Origin of the sequence: Cardinium endosymbiont cBtQ1 of Bemisia tabaci, from assembly GCF_000689375.1 — a bacterium.
In the GTDB taxonomy this organism is placed as follows: domain Bacteria; phylum Bacteroidota; class Bacteroidia; order Cytophagales; family Amoebophilaceae; genus Cardinium.
In genome coordinates this window covers 1-20,185 of the sequence record NZ_CBQZ010000005.1, presented here as the reverse complement: position 1 = coordinate 20,185, position 20,185 = coordinate 1, and the positions used below count along the sequence as shown (strand labels likewise).

At 35.5% G+C, this 20,185-nt stretch carries 13 protein-coding genes and 5 pseudogenes; 15 read left to right on the top strand and 3 right to left on the bottom strand.

Translation table 11 applies throughout. From position 1 onward, the window contains the following. Positions 1-263 precede the first annotated feature (263 nt). From lptB to CHV_RS03855, 5 genes are all read left to right on the top strand, one after another. Positions 264-995 carry an LPS export ABC transporter ATP-binding protein gene (lptB, locus tag CHV_RS03875; RefSeq protein ID WP_034577491.1) on the top strand — a complete coding sequence of 244 codons (732 nt, stop codon included), beginning with the start codon at positions 264-266 and terminating at the stop codon, positions 993-995. A 424-nt stretch (positions 996-1,419) separates the two neighbouring features. After that, a complete protein-coding gene (gatB, locus tag CHV_RS03870; RefSeq protein WP_034577489.1) occupies positions 1,420-2,883 on the top strand; it encodes an Asp-tRNA(Asn)/Glu-tRNA(Gln) amidotransferase subunit GatB in 1,464 nt (487 codons plus the stop codon). 275 nt (positions 2,884-3,158) lie between these two features. Further along, the gene (locus tag CHV_RS03865) at positions 3,159-3,614 is read left to right on the top strand and encodes an ankyrin repeat domain-containing protein (RefSeq protein WP_165393843.1); all 456 of its coding nucleotides are present in this window, start codon (positions 3,159-3,161) and stop codon (positions 3,612-3,614) included. 436 nt (positions 3,615-4,050) lie between these two features. Continuing rightward, positions 4,051-5,844, top strand: a complete 1,794-nt coding sequence (argS, locus tag CHV_RS03860; RefSeq protein WP_051602237.1) for an arginine--tRNA ligase — start codon at positions 4,051-4,053, stop codon at positions 5,842-5,844. Between the two features lie 111 nt (positions 5,845-5,955). Further along, positions 5,956-6,624 (top strand): DapH/DapD/GlmU-related protein, encoded by a 669-nt coding sequence (locus CHV_RS03855; RefSeq protein WP_051602236.1) that lies wholly within the window; start codon positions 5,956-5,958, stop codon positions 6,622-6,624. 45 nt (positions 6,625-6,669) lie between these two features. Here the strand turns inward: CHV_RS03855 and CHV_RS03850 are convergent, their stop codons facing one another. Both CHV_RS03850 and CHV_RS03845 read right to left on the bottom strand, forming a co-directional pair. Further along, positions 6,670-7,131, bottom strand: a complete 462-nt coding sequence (locus CHV_RS03850) for a type I restriction enzyme HsdR N-terminal domain-containing protein (RefSeq protein ID WP_034577486.1) — start codon at positions 7,129-7,131, stop codon at positions 6,670-6,672. Between the two features lie 12 nt (positions 7,132-7,143). Then, entirely contained in the window at positions 7,144-8,013 is an 870-nt protein-coding gene (locus CHV_RS03845; protein ID WP_051602235.1) for a metal ABC transporter permease, read from the bottom strand. Between the two features lie 149 nt (positions 8,014-8,162). Between CHV_RS03845 and tmk the strand changes: the two genes are divergently transcribed. The 9 genes and pseudogenes from tmk (at position 8,163) to CHV_RS03800 (ending at position 18,759) form a co-directional block, all read left to right on the top strand. Beyond that, positions 8,163-8,822: a dTMP kinase gene (tmk, locus tag CHV_RS03840; RefSeq protein ID WP_034577485.1), complete on the top strand. Its 660-nt coding sequence runs from the start codon at positions 8,163-8,165 to the stop codon at positions 8,820-8,822. Positions 8,823-9,022: 200 nt separating this feature from the next. Continuing rightward, the gene (gene uppS, locus CHV_RS03835; protein WP_051602234.1) at positions 9,023-9,931 is read left to right on the top strand and encodes a polyprenyl diphosphate synthase; all 909 of its coding nucleotides are present in this window, start codon (positions 9,023-9,025) and stop codon (positions 9,929-9,931) included. Positions 9,932-10,164: 233 nt separating this feature from the next. Then, positions 10,165-10,416 (top strand): hypothetical protein, encoded by a 252-nt coding sequence (locus tag CHV_RS03830; protein ID WP_034577484.1) that lies wholly within the window; start codon positions 10,165-10,167, stop codon positions 10,414-10,416. Between the two features lie 108 nt (positions 10,417-10,524). Next, positions 10,525-11,319, top strand: a complete 795-nt coding sequence (locus CHV_RS03825; RefSeq protein ID WP_084303111.1) for a M28 family peptidase — start codon at positions 10,525-10,527, stop codon at positions 11,317-11,319. 33 nt (positions 11,320-11,352) lie between these two features. Continuing rightward, positions 11,353-13,203, top strand: coding sequence for a DNA topoisomerase IV subunit B (locus CHV_RS03820; protein ID WP_034577482.1), 1,851 nt, complete (start codon positions 11,353-11,355; stop codon positions 13,201-13,203). A 478-nt stretch (positions 13,204-13,681) separates the two neighbouring features. Next, positions 13,682-14,549: pseudogene (locus CHV_RS05405) on the top strand (IS982-like element ISCca4 family transposase); the annotation flags it as partial. 77 nt (positions 14,550-14,626) lie between these two features. Then, positions 14,627-15,219: pseudogene (locus tag CHV_RS05650) on the top strand (IS5 family transposase); the annotation flags it as partial. Between the two features lie 190 nt (positions 15,220-15,409). Next, positions 15,410-15,805 (top strand): annotated as a pseudogene (locus CHV_RS03805) (IS6-like element ISCca2 family transposase); the annotation flags it as partial. 167 nt (positions 15,806-15,972) lie between these two features. Beyond that, positions 15,973-18,759, top strand: coding sequence for a PD-(D/E)XK nuclease family protein (locus CHV_RS03800; RefSeq protein ID WP_034577479.1), 2,787 nt, complete (start codon positions 15,973-15,975; stop codon positions 18,757-18,759). A 59-nt stretch (positions 18,760-18,818) separates the two neighbouring features. Here CHV_RS03800 and CHV_RS03795 read toward each other — a convergent pair. Further along, positions 18,819-19,553, bottom strand: a pseudogene (locus CHV_RS03795) (IS982 family transposase); the annotation flags it as partial. A gap of 62 nt (positions 19,554-19,615) precedes the next feature. Between CHV_RS03795 and CHV_RS05390 the strand changes: the two are divergent. Then, positions 19,616-20,185 (top strand): annotated as a pseudogene (locus tag CHV_RS05390) (IS6-like element ISCca2 family transposase); the annotation flags it as partial.

Genomic DNA, 20,185 nt, shown 5'->3' with positions numbered 1-20,185 from the left:
GCTTTTTTAGCCTCATTCCCCATGAACTACTCCAGTCGAAACAGGTAGATAGTAATAAAATGAATATTTTCTTATAAATTTATCGTGATGAGCAAATGTGCAGGTCGGTCCGTTTTTACGCCATCATCGTAGCAAATAATGCGATCTTGCCCTTACTTTTTATGGTTCCGTTTAAGCCCCTCGTATTTTTAATCTCTATAAGGGTAGTGCGATAGGGGAACCTAAGCGCAAAGGGTATACCCTCATTTAATACAAAAAATTTTATGCAACTTCGTGCAGATTCACTGATTAAAGCATATAAAGGACGTAAAGTAGTAAAAGGAATCTCACTGACCGTTGAGTCTGGTGAAGTGGTAGGTTTACTGGGGCCCAATGGAGCAGGGAAAACCACTACTTTCTATATGACGGTTGGTCTTATAAAACCCAACAGTGGTAATATTTATTTGGATGAAACATGTATTACCCCCTTACCCTTATACAAACGTGCTCAAAAAGGTATTAGTTATTTACCCCAGGAGGCCTCTGTCTTTAGAGCATTAACGGTAGAGGAAAATATCATGGCTATATTGGAAATGCGTAGTCTTTCTAAACAGGAACGGAAAGAAAAATTAGAAGGTTTATTGGAAGAGTTTAGCATTACGCATATACGGAAAAGTAAAGGTAATGTACTCTCTGGAGGGGAACGGCGCCGTACAGAAATAGCTAGAGCATTGGCCACTGACCCCAAATTTGTCTTACTGGATGAGCCTTTTGCAGGTGTAGACCCTATTGCTGTAGAAGAAATTCAGCTACTTATCGCCCAGCTTAAGCATAATAATATTGGGGTGTTGATTACAGACCATAACGTAGATGAAACGCTTTCCATTACGAATAGAGCTTACTTAATGTTTGCTGGCGCATTGCTTAAAGCGGGCACTGCAGAAGAATTGGCAGAAGATGAACAAGTTCGGAGGCTTTATCTTGGAGAAAAATTTGAATTAAAACGTTATGAATAACTTATACCATCTACTGATCGATCATACCCCTTATGTTAAGCAGTTAACTCACCCTGCATTGCAAATACAGGGCTTAAGATTACGGCATGAATGCCTTGGCCACAGCTAGTTTTCGACTTGAAAGTCTCCAAGTTGATCTTCTATTTATCCATGTCTATCAACATAATCCTTGATCAGTTGATCTGTAAAAGTACTAGAATTTTTTACAAACAGATTACTTTTTTATAAAATTGAACCTTTAATTGCCAAATATGTTGAAACGACGCACTGCAAGTGCGGGGTTTTTCTCCCAAAGTGAGACAATAAAAAATAGCATTCGTAAAAAATCATGCTGTTGTTAGGGATAAATGCTCCCTATGTTTTATAAGCAAAATAACTGATAGATCCAGGTAGCCATACAGCTAGCAAACCATATAATAAACTTATGCATGCAACTATAAAAGATTCATATCAAGTAGTGATTGGACTAGAAATCCATATTCAATTGCTCACCCATAGCAAAATGTTTTCCTCAGATAGAGCTGAATATGGTGCGCTTCCTAATACCAACCTTAGCCCTGTTACTTTGGCCTGTCCTGGTACGTTGCCTAGAGTAAATAAAAAAGCATTTGACTACGCGATAAAATTAGGGTTGGCCTGTGGTTCAACGATTACAGATTTAAATTTCTTTGCTAGAAAAAGCTATTTCTATCCAGATTTACCCAAGGGGTTTCAAATTACACAAGATACTACGCCGATTTGCCAAGGTGGCTTTGTAACCATTTATACCAATGAAGGAGTAGAGAAAGCCATTCCACTTATACGCATGCACCTAGAAGAAGACACTGGTAAATCTATACATGGTGTAGTGGAAGAGGTTACTTTATTGGACTATAATCGAGCAGGGACCCCTTTATTAGAATTGGTAACCGCTCCAGCCATTACAACAGGAGAAGAAGCCTATCACTTTTTATATGAAATTCGAAAATTGGTCCGTTATTTAGATATCTGTGATGGCAATATGGAAGAAGCTTCTTTGCGTTGTGATGCCAATATTTCAGTAGCCCGCAAAGGATCTAAACAACTGGGCGTTAGAGTAGAGGTTAAAAATATGAATTCTATGCGTAATGTTCAGCTTGCCATAGCCCATGAAATAGAACGCCAAATAGCCCTGTTGGAAAAGGGTGAACCCGTGATAGCAGAGACGCGAAACTTTCAAGTTGATTCAGGTGAGACGATTAGCTTGCGTGCCAAAGAAACAGCCAGTGAGTATCGTTATTTTCCAGAACCAGACATACCTCCTATATGGGTTTCAAAAGAATGGATAGAAAGCATTCGCAAGACGATGCCTTTGTTGCCAAGAGCTTATTTTATAAAATTTATAGAGGTATATGGTCTTTCCGAGTATGCTGCTTCCGTACTTACGGAGCATAAAGCGTTTGCCATATTCTTTGATGAACTATGTCAACATACTACCTACTATACGGCTGCAGCCAATTGGTTACTGGGGCCTGTAAAAGGTTATCTTAATGAGCAGTCTCTTCCATTGGAAGAATTGCCCCTTACTGTTGACCGTTTTGTTGCACTCATCACATTGGTAGAAAGTGGCATGGTCCATTTTTCGGTTGCGGCCAATCAAATCTTTCCCTTATTATTGCAACAGCCAGATATAACCCCTATGGCTGTTGCAGAGCAATTAGATCTGATACAGGATAATGATGAGGCCAACTTAAAAGCACTTATTGCAGAAGTATTGGCAGCTCACCCAGAAAAAGTAGTAGCTTACAAAAATGGAAAGTCAGGGCTACTGGCCATGTTTATGGGGGAAATTATGAAAAATAGTCAAGGAAAAGCCAACGCACCACTGGCCAGTAAGCTATTAGAATCTGCCTTAAATAGTACCTCTTAGGTTTTGCCCCATGGGCCACATAATTAAAAGTCTATTGCAATTGTTATAGTAAAACACCTATACAAACTTGGCAAGCTAGTAAAAAGTTAGTATTTTGAAAACATAACCATATTGCATATATCTAAGGAAAAATTTGAAATTACACTAAACTTAAACAACTATAAACTATAATTTGTACTGACGCTAAGATTAAATCTTGACTTCTATAACTTATTGTTTATGTAAACTATCGTCCCACTATATTAAATATTTTTGTATAAATGTATAAAAAACATATGGCGTATATTAACGCTTATAACATATCCTTACTACTATATAGCGTTCTTTTATTTTTTTTACTTCCGATCTATGGTTATGCTGATTCAGATTTATCACCAGTAGAAAGGAATGTTATGCTACATGTAGTAGTTAAAAATGGTGATGTACAAGCAGTAGAAGCTTTACTCAATAATCCTGAGGTTGATGTAAATTCGAAAGACAAAGATGGGTTGACTCCACTACATGTGGCAGCCTGTGAAGGTCATGTAGAAGTGGTAAAAGAATTACTAGCCACTAAGGATATTCAGCTGAATTTAAAAGATAAAGATGATAAGATTCCACTACATATGGCAGCACAAGAAGGTCATGTAGAAGTGGTAAAGGAATTACTAGCTACTAAAAATATTCAGGTGAATTTACCATGTGAAGATGGTTGGGCTCCACTACATATTGCACACAAAATGGTCATGTAGAAGTCTGTAAAGCGTTAATACAAGATGAAAGAGTTACAGCCAACATAAAAAATATTTTTGGTCAAACGCCTGTTGATCTAGCTAAAAAAAACAATCATGACACATGTATTAATCTTTTAAAATAGGGCAATAATCTTGGGGTAATAGAAAATATATGCACTGAATTTTTAAACCAAAAATTATAATACTCTAATAAAGGAAGACAAAATGCTTGTTAAATAAATGTAAATAATACTAAGCTAGTGTAAATCATACAAATAAATCACTACTTTAGATGATTAGCAAATGGGAAAAGAAGGAAATAAAATTCCTAAAAATTTGTCTTAAAAATCAGTCTACTATAGTATAAAGAACATTTTATATAAATTATTCTGATAAATTCAGAACCCACGTTATAAATTTTTAATTTTACGCAAAATCAGATAAATTTTATCCTATGCCTTTTGAAGGAGATTCCATAAAGCTGGTACCTAAACTTAGACAAGCTATACAGCAAGCATTTTTAGCCATTTATGATCTCCCCTTATCGGAAGAAGCGTGTAGCTTACAGGTTACCAGAAAAGAATTTCAAGGTACTTTTTCATTGCCTGTATTTTCTTTTGCTAAAAGATGTAATGTACCACCTGTTGAATTGGCTACTCAAATAGGCCAATGGCTACAAACCCATACCAATCTAATAGCCAGTTATAATGTGATCAGTGGGTTTTTAAACCTTGTGCTGCATGATGCCATTTGGCTGTCTATTTTAACTGCTATTGCAGCAGATTCAACTTATGGCCATTTGGCCAGACGGATGCGCCATATAGTGGTAGAATTTTCATCTCCCAATACCAATAAACCGCAACATCTGGGTCATTTGCGTAATAATTTTTTAGGCAGCTCTTTGGCCGCTATATTAGATGCGGCTGGATATACCATCCATAAAGTGAACCTGATTAATGACCGTGGCATCCATATCTGTAAATCTATGGTGGCTTACCAGCAATTTGGCGGAGATGAAACACCAGAAAATACTGGCATAAAGGGAGACCATTTGGTAGGAAAGTATTATGTAAAATTTGACCAAGTATATAAAGCAGAACGGGCCCTTATGGAAAAAAATGGGGAAGATGCAACGGTACCCCCTATTTTGCAACGGGCACAAAATATGTTGGTGGAATGGGAAAAAGGCAATCCTGATGTGGTGGCGCTATGGAAAAAAATGAATGGCTGGGTTTACGACGGATTCAACGCAACTTATGCTGAATTGGGTATCACGTTTGATAAAATTTATTATGAATCTGAGGCTTATTTACTAGGTAAAACCATTATAGAAGAGGGTCTAGATCAAAAAATATTTTACAAAAGAGAAGATGGAGCCATTGCAGTTGACCTATCCAAACAAGGCCTAGGAGAAAAGGTTTTGTTGCGCAAGGATGGAACAGCTGTCTATATTACGCAAGATCTAGGGATAGCTGATTTGCGTTATGCAGATTATCATTTTGATCAAATGATTTATGTGGTCGGCAATGAGCAAGCTTATCATTTTAAAGTCTTATTTGCCATTATGACCGAATTGGGCAGGCCTTATGCATCTTCTATGCACCATTTTCCCTACGGGATGGTCGATCTACCAGACGGTAAAATGAAATCTAGAGAGGGAAACGTAGTAGATGCGGACAACCTTATACAAGAAATGATTGATACAGTTGGGGACTATATGAAGACTGCTGATAAAGTTACCAAATGTTCCGAGGAAGGGCTACAGAAATTGCACCATACTTTGGCAATAGGTGCGTTAAAATTCTTCTTACTACGGGTTTCTCCTCAAAAAAAGATGTTATTTAACCCTAATGAATCTATTGATCTACAAGGTGATACTGGTACATTTATTCAGTATACCTATGCTAGAATTTGTTCACTAACCCGAAAAGCACAATTTGTTCCAAAGGTTCCACTGGATGAATCAACAAGCGGTTCGCTTAGCCCATTAGAACAGACTCTTATTTTCCAATTGTATAGGTTACCAGAAACGATAGAGGAAGCTGCAGTAGCCTATATGCCTTCTATAATAGCCCATTACGCCTTAGAGCTAGCAAAAACGTACAACAAATTTTATGCAAGTCATCTAATATTGCGGGAATCTAACGCTAATGCCAAAGCGATTCGACTATTGCTTTCTTTTTGTGTAGGCAAGGTGCTCAAAAAGAGCATGGCACTTTTAACCATTGAATTACCAGAAAAAATGTAATGCTAAAAGTTAGTAATAAAGTTATACAACCTAAAACTTTTGTTTTATAAATGCGTCATTGCTATTTTTCTGAATAGTTTAAAACGTACTCATTAATGTTAAAGTATATACATGAAAGGAATCATTGTTTTTGGCATATGTGATCTTACAAAAGGATCCTTAGATATTTTTCAAAAAAATAATTTAATGGTCTATGGCATTCTAGAAGATGAAACCAAATGGCATCATAGAACGATACAAAATATTCCTGTGTTAGGTGGTACAAATGATCCAGCTTTTCTTGGGTTACTCAATGAGGCATGTCCTTATTTTATCGCCTATCGCCCTATGAAAAAAAGAAAAGCGTGTTTAAACTTTTTAAGCACACAACAAGACTCCATCCCAATCTCTGCTATTCATCCATCTGTGATTACGGCTGATGCCATTCAACTAGGGCAGGGCAATTACATAGGTGCACAAGTTTGTTTGGCTTCAGGGGTAACCATAGGCAACCACTGTATACTACACAATGGGGTGATCATTGAATCAGAAACCCATATTCATGATTGGGTAGAGATAGGCGCTGGGAGTATTATAGGTAACCAGGTCACTTTGGAAGAAGAAGTTTTTATTGGCATGGGCGTTACGATTATTTCAGGTGTTACCATTCAAAAGGGAGCCAGTATTGGTGCTGGATCAGTTGTATTAGGAAATGTAAAAAAGGGTGATGTCTTACTTGGCAATCCAGCAAAATCTATTCAGCAGTCTAAAAGGGTCAATTCTGGATTAGGATTATTGTAAATCAGTTGTATAAGACCGTTGTCATAGATTTTGTTAATAAGCAGGTCATCTAGCCATTGCGCATGTTTGATAGATTGGAATATAGTTTATTGCTTGAAAACAGCCTAAATCTTGTTCCCACTGCCAACAAAAATGGGTAATTCCATTTGTTACTACTAAATAATTTACCATGAGCTGTCGATTGTATTGCATCATTTGGCCTAAAGTTTTATGGGTTAGTTTGATATAGGGCGCTTTGCATTCTACCACCATTTTAGTAACACCAGATTTATCACATAGCATAATATCAGGCCTATAATACCTCATACCGTTATATATTCTTTTTTCTAAGCAGCACAACCCTTTAGGATAGGAGCGGTAGTGAATCAAGTAATGCAACATATGCTGACGGACCCATTCTTCTGGGGTCAGCAATACATACTTTTTACGAACCAGATCTAAAATATAGGTTTTATTTAAAACTTGCTTAGTTTTATAATCAAATGAAGGCAGGGTAAGCTGCATCATATTATGATATATTTATCTGTTTTTTTTGAAAATACGGCCACACCAAGCAATAAGAAAAGAAAAATAAGCTATAACTGACATAATGAGTACAATCCAAGGCCCAGTAGGCATAAAAGGAATGGTATAGGAAATAAAAGTTCCTGCTAAGGAAGCAAAGACCGCCATCAACATAGCAAACAGCATGATATAAGAAATCTTTCTTGTCCAGAACCGTGCAGTAGTAGCTGGCGTAATAAGCATCGCACTCATTAATACTACCCCTACTGCTCTGATGCCAACTACAATAGCCAGTACCATTAAACTGGTAAACAAAAAATTTATTTTTTTAATAGGAAGACCTATGGACTGTGCAAAAAGACGGTCGAAGGCAATAAGCATAAATTCTTTGAAGAACAAAATTAAAACTATAATAATGATACAACTCAACCAGAGCAATGCAACTACATCTTCTTGTAGTAGCGTAGCAGCACTGCCTAACAAAAAAGACTTTAACCCACCTTGGCCAGCTTGACCACTATGTTGAAGCATAGATAACAAAAAACTACCCAATCCAAAAGCTATAGAAGCTACAATAGCAATGGCCGCATCTAGCTTTATTTTTGAATGGTTAGTGATTTGGTCGATGGCTATAGAGGCCAACCAACCTGTGATAAAAGCACTTATAATAAGCCAAATAGAGTGTTTGTTTCCAGTTAGCAAAAAAGCCAAACAGCTACCAGGGAGTACCGCATGTGCAATGGCATCACTGATCAATGTCTTTCTTTTTAGAAGTGCCAATACGCCAATCATAGCGCTACTGGTACTCAGCAAAATGGTGCCCAATAATACATTGCGTACATTTGGATCAGAGCAGGAAAGAAAATCTTGAATAGTGCTCATCATGTATAAAATTATTCCAGCACTACTGTATAACTGAATGGTAGCGCTGCAATATACTTAATTTTAAAGAAATTTAACTTCATAATGAATGGGTAGATTTATTTGTATTTTTACGAGATACCATTCATTCTTTACCCTTAATCATAAAGTATATGAAAAATCCGATCACCCGTAGACAACGTAGGATATTTACCTTAGTTATTGAAGGGGTAGATTTTGCTGGAAAAACGACTTTGGCACATCAAATACAAGCTAGTTTAATCAATCAATCTTATCATGTAAAGTTGCTGCATGATCCCAAAGGGAGTAAAAATGCGCAATTGATTTGGGAGACTATCTTAACGATTAAAAATGAAGATGCCCATCCTATTACAGAATTTTTTCTATTCTTGGCAGCACGCCATGAACTGATTTATAAAGAAGCACTGGTAGGGGAAGTAGATGTATTGATCTTTGATCGATTTATTTTTTCTACTATAGCCTATCAATTAACCCATCAACCAGATTATTGGGCCCCCTTTTTAACTACACATCGTATTTTTTCTGGTTTAATGCCAGATCTATGTATATACTGTGATATTGACTTTGATACTTTCCAATTGCGCAACCAGGTCAGAACCAACCAAGACGTGTTTGACAAAATGTCTCAAAAGCGCTTTGAAGCCATTAAAGAAGCTTATGAACAAACGCTCGAACTGAAACTATGTCCCTATATTCAGGTCAATCAACAGAATAATGATCGTTCTACATTAATCCAAAATATTATCAAACATATTTCAATGGAGCCATCTAGGTACGGTCCAGCTAAATAGGGCTGTTAACCAATGGCTCATATATATAGGGAACGCAAACCCAATATCGTTTTGATCGTATGATATTTTTACTTAAACTTGAGTCTTCTCTACACCTATAGTTTTTGTAAGTTTTTCTATACTTCGTTCTGAACGGTGTGGAACGATCTTCATTTAAGCTAAAAAGATTCTTATATCAGATGTATAGCCTGTTTCCTGCTATGGCAGACAAAAAAAAAAGATTCCCCCTTACTGTAGCAATTCTATTTAGAAAGTTTTTTATAAACTGGGTATTGCTATTTACACTCCTACCTGGATATACTGTTTCCTCCAATAAGTATGATCTAATACCTATCTTAGCCAAAAATCCAAAGCATATTGCCATTATCATGGATGGTAATGGCAGGTGGGGAATAAAAGCAATAGGCGACAGATCTTATGGACATAAAAATTCAAAAAAAGCGGTCATTGAAGCAATAACTGGATGTTTAGAGCACGGGATCACCTATTTAACCCTTTATGCTTTTTCTACTGAAAATTGGAGCCGACCTACGCCAGAGGTAGATAATATTTTTCGAACGATTACGGAAGGCATTGCTGAACACATCAACCTTTTTACGGAATATAATGTTAAATTCCGTGTAGTGGGGGATACAGCAGGGATACCTAGTTTTTGCTGGAATAGATTAAAAGAGGTAATAGACCTTACAAAAGATAATACTAGGCTACATTTGACCGTTGCCATTAACTATGGAGGGAAAGCAGAAATGGTAGCTGCTTCTGAAGCTATAGCAAATGATTTTTTGATTAAGATAGTGGACCAATTTTTACATAAAGGGTTTAATAAAAATTCTCGTTTTGAGAATTTTATAAAATTTGCAAAGAACCATCGCGCTAAAATTACCCCAGCTACCTATCAGCAATATTTGAATACAGGCCACTTGCCTGATATTGACTTACTGATACGTACAGGTGGTAAAAAACGGATAAGCAATTTTCTGCCTTGGCAATGCGCTTATTCAGAAATATATTTTACCAATTTATATTGGCCAGACTTCAAAAAAGAGGATTTGCTAGAAGCTTTAACCTTTTTCCAGCAACAACAACGGACCATGGGTGGTGTTGTGTAACCACTATCTTTCAGCTCGATAATTGCACTTGGTCGTTTTTCTATTTTTATTGGGCCATATGGCAAGCGACAATTTTTAGTAAAAAAGATAATATTATTTTATATTGAATCTATTCTTTTGAGTCAATACTTTTATTAAAAAATTTTCCAGGCCTTTGCTAAAAAGCCATTTATCGATTTTCCACTCAATAGGCCCCCTATTTATTTACGCAATAGAATCCACGAGAAATTTTTATGACTATCTCTAAGATATATGGCATACATCAACTTTATATTGCCACATTATTTATTGGCTGTAGCGACACTACCTTGGGTATCCTAAAAACTGCTGGTAGACCATCTGCCCCTATACCTATACATATAGGTCCAACAACAACGCATATAACGACACAATCAGATGAAATTCTAAAACAAAACTTAAAAAAGCATGTAACCTATTTATCACAAACAATTGGTCCCCGAAACATTTCCGACCCAGCATATTAACAAAAGCTCTGTCAATCAGCACAATACATTGATAATGCCTTTAAAGAGATTGGCTATCAAACCAATATAATTACCTATAGCGCCACCTATAGGGGCCAAAAATTTGATGTGCAAAATATAGAAGTAGTTATTCCAGGTAGTATACCTATGTCGAATGGTATGGCTATTAAAAATAGCACCCATACTGAATCTATTGTAATTGGAGCGCACTACGATACAGTTTGTTTCAGTCCAGGTGCAGATGACAATGGCTCTGGTATTGCTGCCTTAATAGAAATAGCAAGACACCTGTATGATTTATGTATGCAACTAGAGGATAAAACAACGATTAAGCGTACCATAAAATTAGTCGCATTCCCAAATGAAGAATGGCCTTATAGTGCAGATGATCAAACAGGTAAACACTTTGGATACAATATGGGGAGTGTCCAATATGCCAAACAGGCGAAAGAAAAAAGTGAAGTGATTACCGGTATGATATCCCTTGAAAGTATAGGGTATTTTTCTAGCGAACCCAACAGCCAAAGGTATCCTTGGTATTTGAGCTGGTTAAAATATCTTTACGGAGATCGGGGTAATTTTCTAATGATGCTGGGAGACCTATCGTCTCAGCCATTTCAAAAGAAGTGGCTTTCCTGTTATAACCAAATAGATGCAGGTGCTATGCATGCTATTGCTTTACCTGGATGGATACCAAATGTTTACCGATCAGACCATGGCTCATTTTCCTTAGAAGGCTTTCCTGCTTTTATGATTACAGATACAGCGGATTTTAGAAATCCCCATTATCATCAAGCAACAGACAACATCGCAACCATAAACTTTACCCTTTTCACTAAAACAACCAAAGACTTAATCGCAACGATACAGTATCTTGCGCTAGATGGTCCATTGAAAACATAGATATAGTTCAATTTTTCTATCTACTTGTTACCTATGTCGACGCTTAATTATACAGAAGCCAATATCCGCTCCCTATCTTGGCAAGAACACCTTCGGTTACGCCCTGGTATGTATATTGGTAAATTGGGAGACGGTAGTCTACCAGATGATGGTATCTACCTACTACTCAAAGAAGTAATAGATAACAGCGTAGATGAATTCGTAATGGGCTATGGGAAAAAAATTGAAATAAAAATATCTGACAGTCAACATGTTTCTATTCGAGACTTTGGAAGAGGCATTCCATTGGGGAAATTAGTAGATTGCATTTTTAAAATCAATACAGGCGGTAAATATGACACCCAAGCTTTTCAAAAAGCTGTAGGTTTAAATGGTGTGGGTATAAAAGCAGTGAATGCGCTTTCTGCCTATTGCAAAGTACAATCTTTTCGAGATGGATTAACCAAATCAGCCACTTTTTCTGCTGGCTTGCTCTTAGAAGAATCAGAAATCCGCTCCACTCAGGAGCCAAATGGTACCCATGTGGTATTCCAGCCAGATAATGCCATTTTTAAACAATTTTCTTTTGTACCCCAATTTATAGAAGAACAAATAGCCCATTACAGTTTTTTAAATACTGGGCTTATCCTTTACCTGAATGGTAAAAAATACCAAGCTCGAAATGGACTTTTGGATTTATTACAAGCCAAAACAGCTGCAGAAAACTATCTTTACCCGATTATCCATTTAAAAAAACAAGATATTGAACTAGCATTCACACATCACCATACTGTTGCCAACGAGGTCTACTATACTTTTGTTAATGGGCAATTTACTGCTCAAGGAGGTGCCCATTTGAATGCTTTAAAAGAAGCAATTGTACAAACCGTACGAACCTTTTACAAAAAAGAATTTGAAGGAGCAGACATCCGTGGAGGATTAATAGCTGCACTTGCCATTAAAGTCCAAGAGCCTATTTTTGAATCCCAAACCAAAACAAAACTTGGTTCACAACAGATGGGTCCTGAAGGACCAACGATTCGTAGTTTTATAATTGCTTTTATCAAAAATGCATTAGATGACTTTTTGCACAAAAATCCACCGATAGCCGAAATACTCCAAAAACGTATTCTGCAATCTGAACGTGAACGTAAAGCAATAGCTGGTATTAAAAAACTAGTCCATGAAAAAACGAAAAAAGCCAACTTACATAATAAAAAATTAAGAGATTGTCATATCCATTTTAACTCTAGCCATCCCAATCGCCTCGATAGTACCATTTTCATTACAGAAGGCAATTCTGCAAGTGGTTCTATTACTAAATCTCGTAACGTTGCCACACAAGCTGTATTTTCATTGCGGGGTAAGCCCTTAAACTGCTTTGGGCAATCTAAAAAATTAGTTTATGAAAATGAAGAATTCAATCTATTGCAACATGCTTTAAATATTGCCAATGGACCCGATGGATTGCGTTATAATAGAATTATTGTTGCTACAGATGCAGATGTAGATGGCATGCATATTCGTTTGCTGATATTAACCTATTTTTTACAGTTTTTTCCAGAACTTGTATATAGTGGACATCTCTATATATTAGAAACACCTCTTTTTAGAGTACGCAATAAAAAAAACACCCATTATTGTTACAATGAACAAGAAAAAGAGGTAGCCATACAGTCACTAGGTGCACAACCTGAAATTACCCGTTTTAAAGGACTAGGCGAAATATCTCCTGATGAATTTGCCCATTTTATAGGTGCAGCCATTCGACTGATTCCTGTTACGTTGGCGCCCCATAGTGCCTTAAAAAATATATTGGCTTTTTATATGGGCAAAAATACGCCAGAGCGGCGGGATTTTATTATTAATAACCTTAGAATAGAAGAAAGTTTACCTGAAACGTAACGAAACATCTATTCAGATGAGTCGTAAACAAGGAACAAGTAGGCGATGCTTTATTCGTATAAATCAAGATTTGATTTTACAGCCACTATATATTTAACCGTTATTGTATTTTTTAGTACAATTTGTTTGCAATAGTATGTATTTTTTATTATTGTTATAAATCAAAGGAAAAAAGGAGATACTGCAGTATCATTTAATTGCCTTTGATCATTACAGTTGCTTGAAGCAGAAGAGACAATAGGGCTAAATAAGCCTTTGTGCTATTATTATAATCCTGCTTGGGCTATACGATTACTCGTGATAAGTTTTTAATATTTTAATATCATTTTTATGAAAAAGATAAACAGTAAAATAGGCCTATATATTGGGCTATTAACGTCAGTTTTGGATTAGAAATTAAGAAAAGAGTATAAAAAGCTCCTTTGTGTTTTAAATTTGTGGGATTGAAAAATAATCATAAAAACCAAAGGAGCCGGATATGAATGTATCAAAATTAGTTGAAATATATTACGCTGTTGATGAATTTCTTATAAAATTTATGCCTTATATGGAATCACATTTGTTACCTACTTCAGATAGAAAACCTACTAGAACATGTTCACTGACTTTGAGCGAAATAATGACAATATTAATTGCTTTTCATGTAATTGGCTTTAGAAATTTTAAGTTGTATTATATTCATTTACAACAATTTCATTCTAATGACTTTTGCAAGTTAGTAAGCTATAGTAGATTTATATCCCTAGTTCAAAGAACAGTAGTTCCATTTTACTTTTTTTCTTCAAAGTCTTTCTTAAAACGAGAACAGGCTGTTATTTTATGGATTCAACCGCTATAAAGGTTTGTAATATAAAAAGAGCTTATGCTCATAAAGTATTTAAGACAATTGCTAGTAAAGGTAAAACTACTACTGGATGGTTTTACGGAATCAAATTAAACTTAAATTGTCAATGATTTAGGAGAAATTATGAATTTTTCTCTTACTACAGGTAAGTCCAATGATAGATGGCCAGTAGAAAACTTATGTAAAAATTTGATCGGAAAAGTATTTGCTGATAAAGGCTACTTGAGTAAAGAATTATTTGAAAAACTTATGGGAAAAGGCATAGAACTGATTACTCAAATCAGAAAAAATATGAAAAATGCTTTCATGCCTATCTGGGATAGGCTAATGCTTCGAAAGAGATCTATCATTGAAACCATTATCGATCAGCTTAAAAATATTAGTCAGATAGAACACTCCAGGCATAGAAGTATACCTAATTTTATTGTCAATTTAATAGCTGGTATTACAGCTTATTCAACTAAAAGAGAAAAAACCGGCTATAGATAATATATATACAACTTGGTTTACAATAAGTCTAATACCGAAACTCACGTTTATTATATTTTTTAGATTAATAAGATCAATTATATTCCTAAGATGTCTAAATGGATTCACCGTCATGATATTTCAGACAAAGTATGGTCTATTTTATCACCTCTACTTCCAGGTCAACAAGGAGGTTGGGGAGCTGTTGCCAAAGATAATAGGCTGTTTATTAATGCAGTATTTTGGATTTTACGTACAGGATCTCCTTGGCGTGATCTTCCATCTAGCTATGGGGATTGGAAAAACACCCATCGTAGATTTTCTCGCTGGAGAGATAATGGTATATGGGAAAGGATCTTAGAGAGACTAATTAATAATCCTGATTTTAAATGGCTTATGATTGATTCTACTTATATAAAAGTACATATGCATGGAACGGGTGCGAAAGGAGGAAACCAATTTATGAGTCGAACAAAAGGGGGCTTAATACGAAGCTACATTTGGCCGTGGATGCGTCTGGTATGCCGGTCAGAGCTATTATCACAGAAGGTACCAGAGCTGATTGTAGCCAATCTACATATCTTATTGAAGGGATAACTCCAAAGCATTTGTTAGCAGACCGCGCCTATGATACCGATAAAATCATTAAATATGCTAGAGAAAAAGGTATTGTTCCTGTTATCCCTCCCAAAAAAAACAGAAAAATAAAGGTTCTGTCGCGTTTGTAAAATATGTCAAAAGATTTTCAAAATATATTTTTTATATTAATTTTTAATGGAAATCTATATAATTGATTTTCAGTATAAAAAGTAATATTTTTCAGAAAATAATTTAGGGTGAAAAATAAAGTTTTTAACCTAAATCTTAACAGATGCGACAAATGCGACAGAACCTGGAGATACAGTTGACTTTTTTCTAAGTGAAAGTAGAGACAAGTCTGCAGCTCTTTATTTTTTTCGTAAGGCTATCAGCTGTAATAATATTCCTTCTAAAGTGGTAGTTGATAAAAGCGGTAGTAATAAGGCTGCGCTTGATGCTTTAAATACAGAACTAGATCAAGATCATAAAATTCCAATATTTCAAAACAAATACCTGAATAATAGAGTCGAGCAAGACCACAGGTTTATCAAAAAACGGATAAAGACTATGCTAGGGTTTAAGAATTTCCATGCTGCTGCCATTACTATAAAAGGGATAGAAAATATTAGAATCATTCAAAAAGGACAATTAATCGGAACTAAAAAACAGAATTCTACTTTTGAAAACTTTGCCAAGATTATGGCCGCATAATATCCAATTTTTAAGACAAACCGGAGAACTAGGAAAAATTCAATGTAGATGCGACAGATCCAAATGGAACCATACAAATGCTAATAAACTTTTAACCCAGTATACTATCTAAAACTTTAGGTAAGAGGAAGAACTAATAAAAATCAATTGTAGACCAGACAAAATCTATGAAGACCCTAACCCATCAACCTTTTTTAGCACAAATCATCGACCATTTGGATCGGTCCAATAGAAATCAGCAATCACTTTTGATATTTCCTACGCAATTATCTATTGATTATTTTCAATCTCTACTCAATAAAAAAGAGGAACAAAAAAGTGTTACTTGTTTAACCTTGCATCAGTTCATAATGATGCATAGTAGCATCAAGCCATTACCTACTTTAACCTTGCTCAGTAGGTTATATAGATTAGCCGAACAGGTTTTAGATAGGAAAGAATCTTTTGAGCAATTTTATGGTTGGGGGCTTACCCTTTTACAAGATTTTAATGGTATAGATACCCACTTTTTAAATGATAGTGGCTTGTGTGCATCCTTTATCCAGCAAAAAAAAAAGACCGTTGATACTTTTGTAGACCAGAATCTATTGGGATCTCTTCAAAAGGCTAGGACTTTATCACAATTGCAAGAAAAAGAGGAACTGCTTGTTGGCCAGCAATTTCCCTTATTGTATGAATCCTTTAGGGAAAGTTTAATAGAAAAGCAAGAAGGCTATGAAGGTTTATGTTATAGAATGGCACAACCATTACCGAAGCTAATCGCTACTTATCAGGAGCTCATCTTTATTGGCTTTAATCTCTTAACAGCTGTTGAAGAGCACTTTATTCAGCAATGTAAGGCAATCGCTTCTACCACTTTTTTCTGGGATGTTGACGCCCATTATTTAGACCATCCAAATAATATAGCGGGCCATTATCTGCGCCAGCATAGAGCAAAAAAATGGTTTCAGAAAAGTTTTCCAACTCCTACTTATTTGAATGATCCTGGTAAAAAAGTTTGGCTTATAGAAGCTTCTAGTATGGTCGCACAGGTACAAGCAGTAGTGGCAGCTTTACAAGAAAAAACGAATAAGGGGCTACCCAAATTTCCAGCCACCCAAACTGCCATAGTAGTAAGTGGTAGCGATTTACTTATACCTTTGTTAGACCAGCTCTCTAAGTTATCTATTCCCTTACATTGCAAATTGGAGTACCCATTTAGCGCTACGGTTATATATACTTTATTAGTGCAATTGGTAAAGCTTTGGGAAGCTACTATGGAAGGGAATCAGCTGGAAATCTATATAGCTAACCTTTTGGCGTTATGTGATCCATTTGTGAAAGACATGACGCAATCGGGGCGGGCTATAGGCCATGCCCTTTCAAATGATCGATCTTATCAATCGGAAGCCTCTGATATATGGTTGAACAAAACCCATAAAGACCTTTTATCCTACCTTAAAGAAGGGTTAGCTTATATAGATCACTATTTTGTAGAGCCAGATGGGCTTTTCTTAGCCCTGAATAAAATGGCACTACGTCATCTACTGAAATATATTGATGGCCTAGCAGCAGAAATGGATAGCTGTTCTGTTGCTTTTTTATTAAATCGTGTAAAAGAAAATAAAATGTGCTTTCATCAAAATCATCCTATAACAGGACTCTATATTGTAGAAGTTTCTGCATCCTATAACCTAGATTTTGAACATATTTTTTTTCTGAATATGAACGAAGGAGCATTTCCTAAACCGATGCATCATGATTCTTTTATACCGTATGACTTGCGTTATACCCTTGGACTGCCATTTTTAGATAAAGTAGCAGAAAACAGCACAGCTTATGGATTTTATAGATTATTGCAACGTGCCCAGAATATCTATTGTAACTATGTCCAAAAAAATAGTTTAGATACTTCTAGTGAAATGAATCGACTGTTAATGCAATTGACCTTTGATAGTAAGTTAAAAATTATACAGTCTGATCATTGCATCTATTCACCTACTAAATCAATTCCTGTTATATCTATTCAAAAAGATGATGGAGTAATGCAGTTATTAAATAGATTTTTGGTCAAAGAATCATCAGCTGCTGCCTCTAGTTTAACACCTTCTGCACTAATTGCTTATTTATCTTGTCCACTTCAATTTTATTTTATCTATTTGCTGCAATTAAAGCAACAGGTATGGCCCAAACATGGCGCAGAGGCGGTACAGTTGGGTACATTGTTTCATCGTGTTATGGCACAGTTCTACCAACCTTTTATAGGTGTAGAGATGGATAAAGAAATGGTCATGCAACTGGCGTCAAATATAAAAGTAAAGCTAAAAGAAGCTATAGCTGCGCAACGGACTGAACTAAGTGCGCCTATGTTACTCCATACACTACTAGAAAAACTATTAGCGCGTATGGTGGACTTAGATGGTTCTGATGCCCCATTCACCATTTTGGGCGTTGAGGTAGCCATTAAGCAACCCATCCTGTTGAACCTAGATATAGTGCGTGAAGTTTGGTTAAGCGGTGTGATAGATCGTATAGATAGCTCAAACCACTTAATTCGTATTATAGACTATAAGACAGGTCTATCCAATTATAAAGTATCCAGTATAGCTAGTTTATTTGATCCTACTCAGGTTAAAAAAAATAAAGCTATGTTTCAAACTTTTTTATATGCTTGGCTTTTTAAATCACTATATGGAGCCCATGGTCTGGACCAGGTTATGCCTTATTTGATTCATATTCGGTCTCTTTTTTTAGCTGATTATAAACCTGGCATATTCATTCAACAATCGGATAATGGTAAAAAGTATCAACAGATAAAAGACATTATGGAATATGCACAGCCATTTGAAGAGGCATTAAAGGCATTACTGTTAGAAATTTTTAATCCTGCTATACCCTTTGTACAAACACAAGATCTTGAAATATGTGGCTATTGCCCATACGTGCGCATTTGTCAAAGGGATGTAGTGGCCTGAAAAATTAGGACAGAAAAATAAGAATTTTATTTCCGTATAACGTGAGTTTCGGATTAGACTTATTGTAAACCAGTTGTATATATATTATCTATAGCCGGTTTTTTCTCTTTTAGTGAATAAGCTGTAATACCAGCTATTAAATTGACAATAAAATTAGGTATACTTCTATGCCTGGAGTGTTCTATCTGACTAATATTTTTAAGCTGATCGATAATGGTTTCAATGATAGATCTCTTTCGAAGCATTAGCCTATCCCAGATAGGCATGAAAGCATTTTTCATATTTTTTCTGATTTGAGTAATCAGTTCTATGCCTTTTCCCATAAGTTTTTCAAATAATTCTTTACTCAAGTAGCCTTTATCAGCAAATACTTTTCCGATCAAATTTTTACATAAGTTTTCTACTGGCCATCTATCATTGGACTTACCTGTAGTAAGAGAAAAATTCATAATTTCTCCTAAATCATTGACAATCAAGTTTAATTTGATTCCGTAAAACCATCCAGTAGTAGTTTTACCTTTACTAGCAATTGTCTTAAATACTTTATGAGCATAAGCTCTTTTTATATTACAAACCTTTATAGCGGTTGAATCCATAAAATAACAGCCTGTTCTTCGTTTTAAGAAAGTACTTTGAAGAAAAAAGTAAAATGGAACTACTGTTCTTTGAACTAGGGATATAAATCTACTATAGCTTACTAACTTGCAAAAGTCATTAGAATGAAATTGTTGTAAATGAATATAATACAACTTAAAATTTCTAAAGCCAATTACATGAAAAGCAATTAATATGGTTCTGTCGCATGTGTGTAAAGAAAGCCTTAAATTTAGATTTTTAGTTTAAAACTTTAGTTTAGATGTTTAGTATTACGCCTCGATTATTGCCATATTTTAAAGGATTTTGTTCATCCCCGGAGTTAATTCTTTTATTTGTGTACATGAAATGTCGTTTTTCGTTAAGCTATAGAGATCTGGAAGAGATGATGCATATCAGAGGCGCAAAGATTGATCATTCCACTTTACAAAGATGGGTTATTAAGTTTGTTCCCCTCATAGATCAAGAAGTAAGAAGACGAAAACGCCCAGTTAGTAGTAGTTGGAGAATGGATGAAACTTACGTAAAGATGAATGGTAAGTGGATCTATTTATATAGTATCAGTAGATCGTTATGGAGATACAGTTGACTTTTTTCTAAGTGAAAGTAGAGACAAGTCTGCAGCTCTTTATTTTTTTCGTAAGGCTATCAGCTGTAATAATATTCCTTCTAAAGTGGTAGTTGATAAAAGCGGTAGTAATAAGGCTGCGCTTGATGCTTTAAATACAGAACTAGATCAAGATCATAAAATTCCAATATTTCAAAACAAATACCTGAATAATAGAGTCGAGCAAGACCACAGGTTTATCAAAAAACGGATAAAGACTATGCT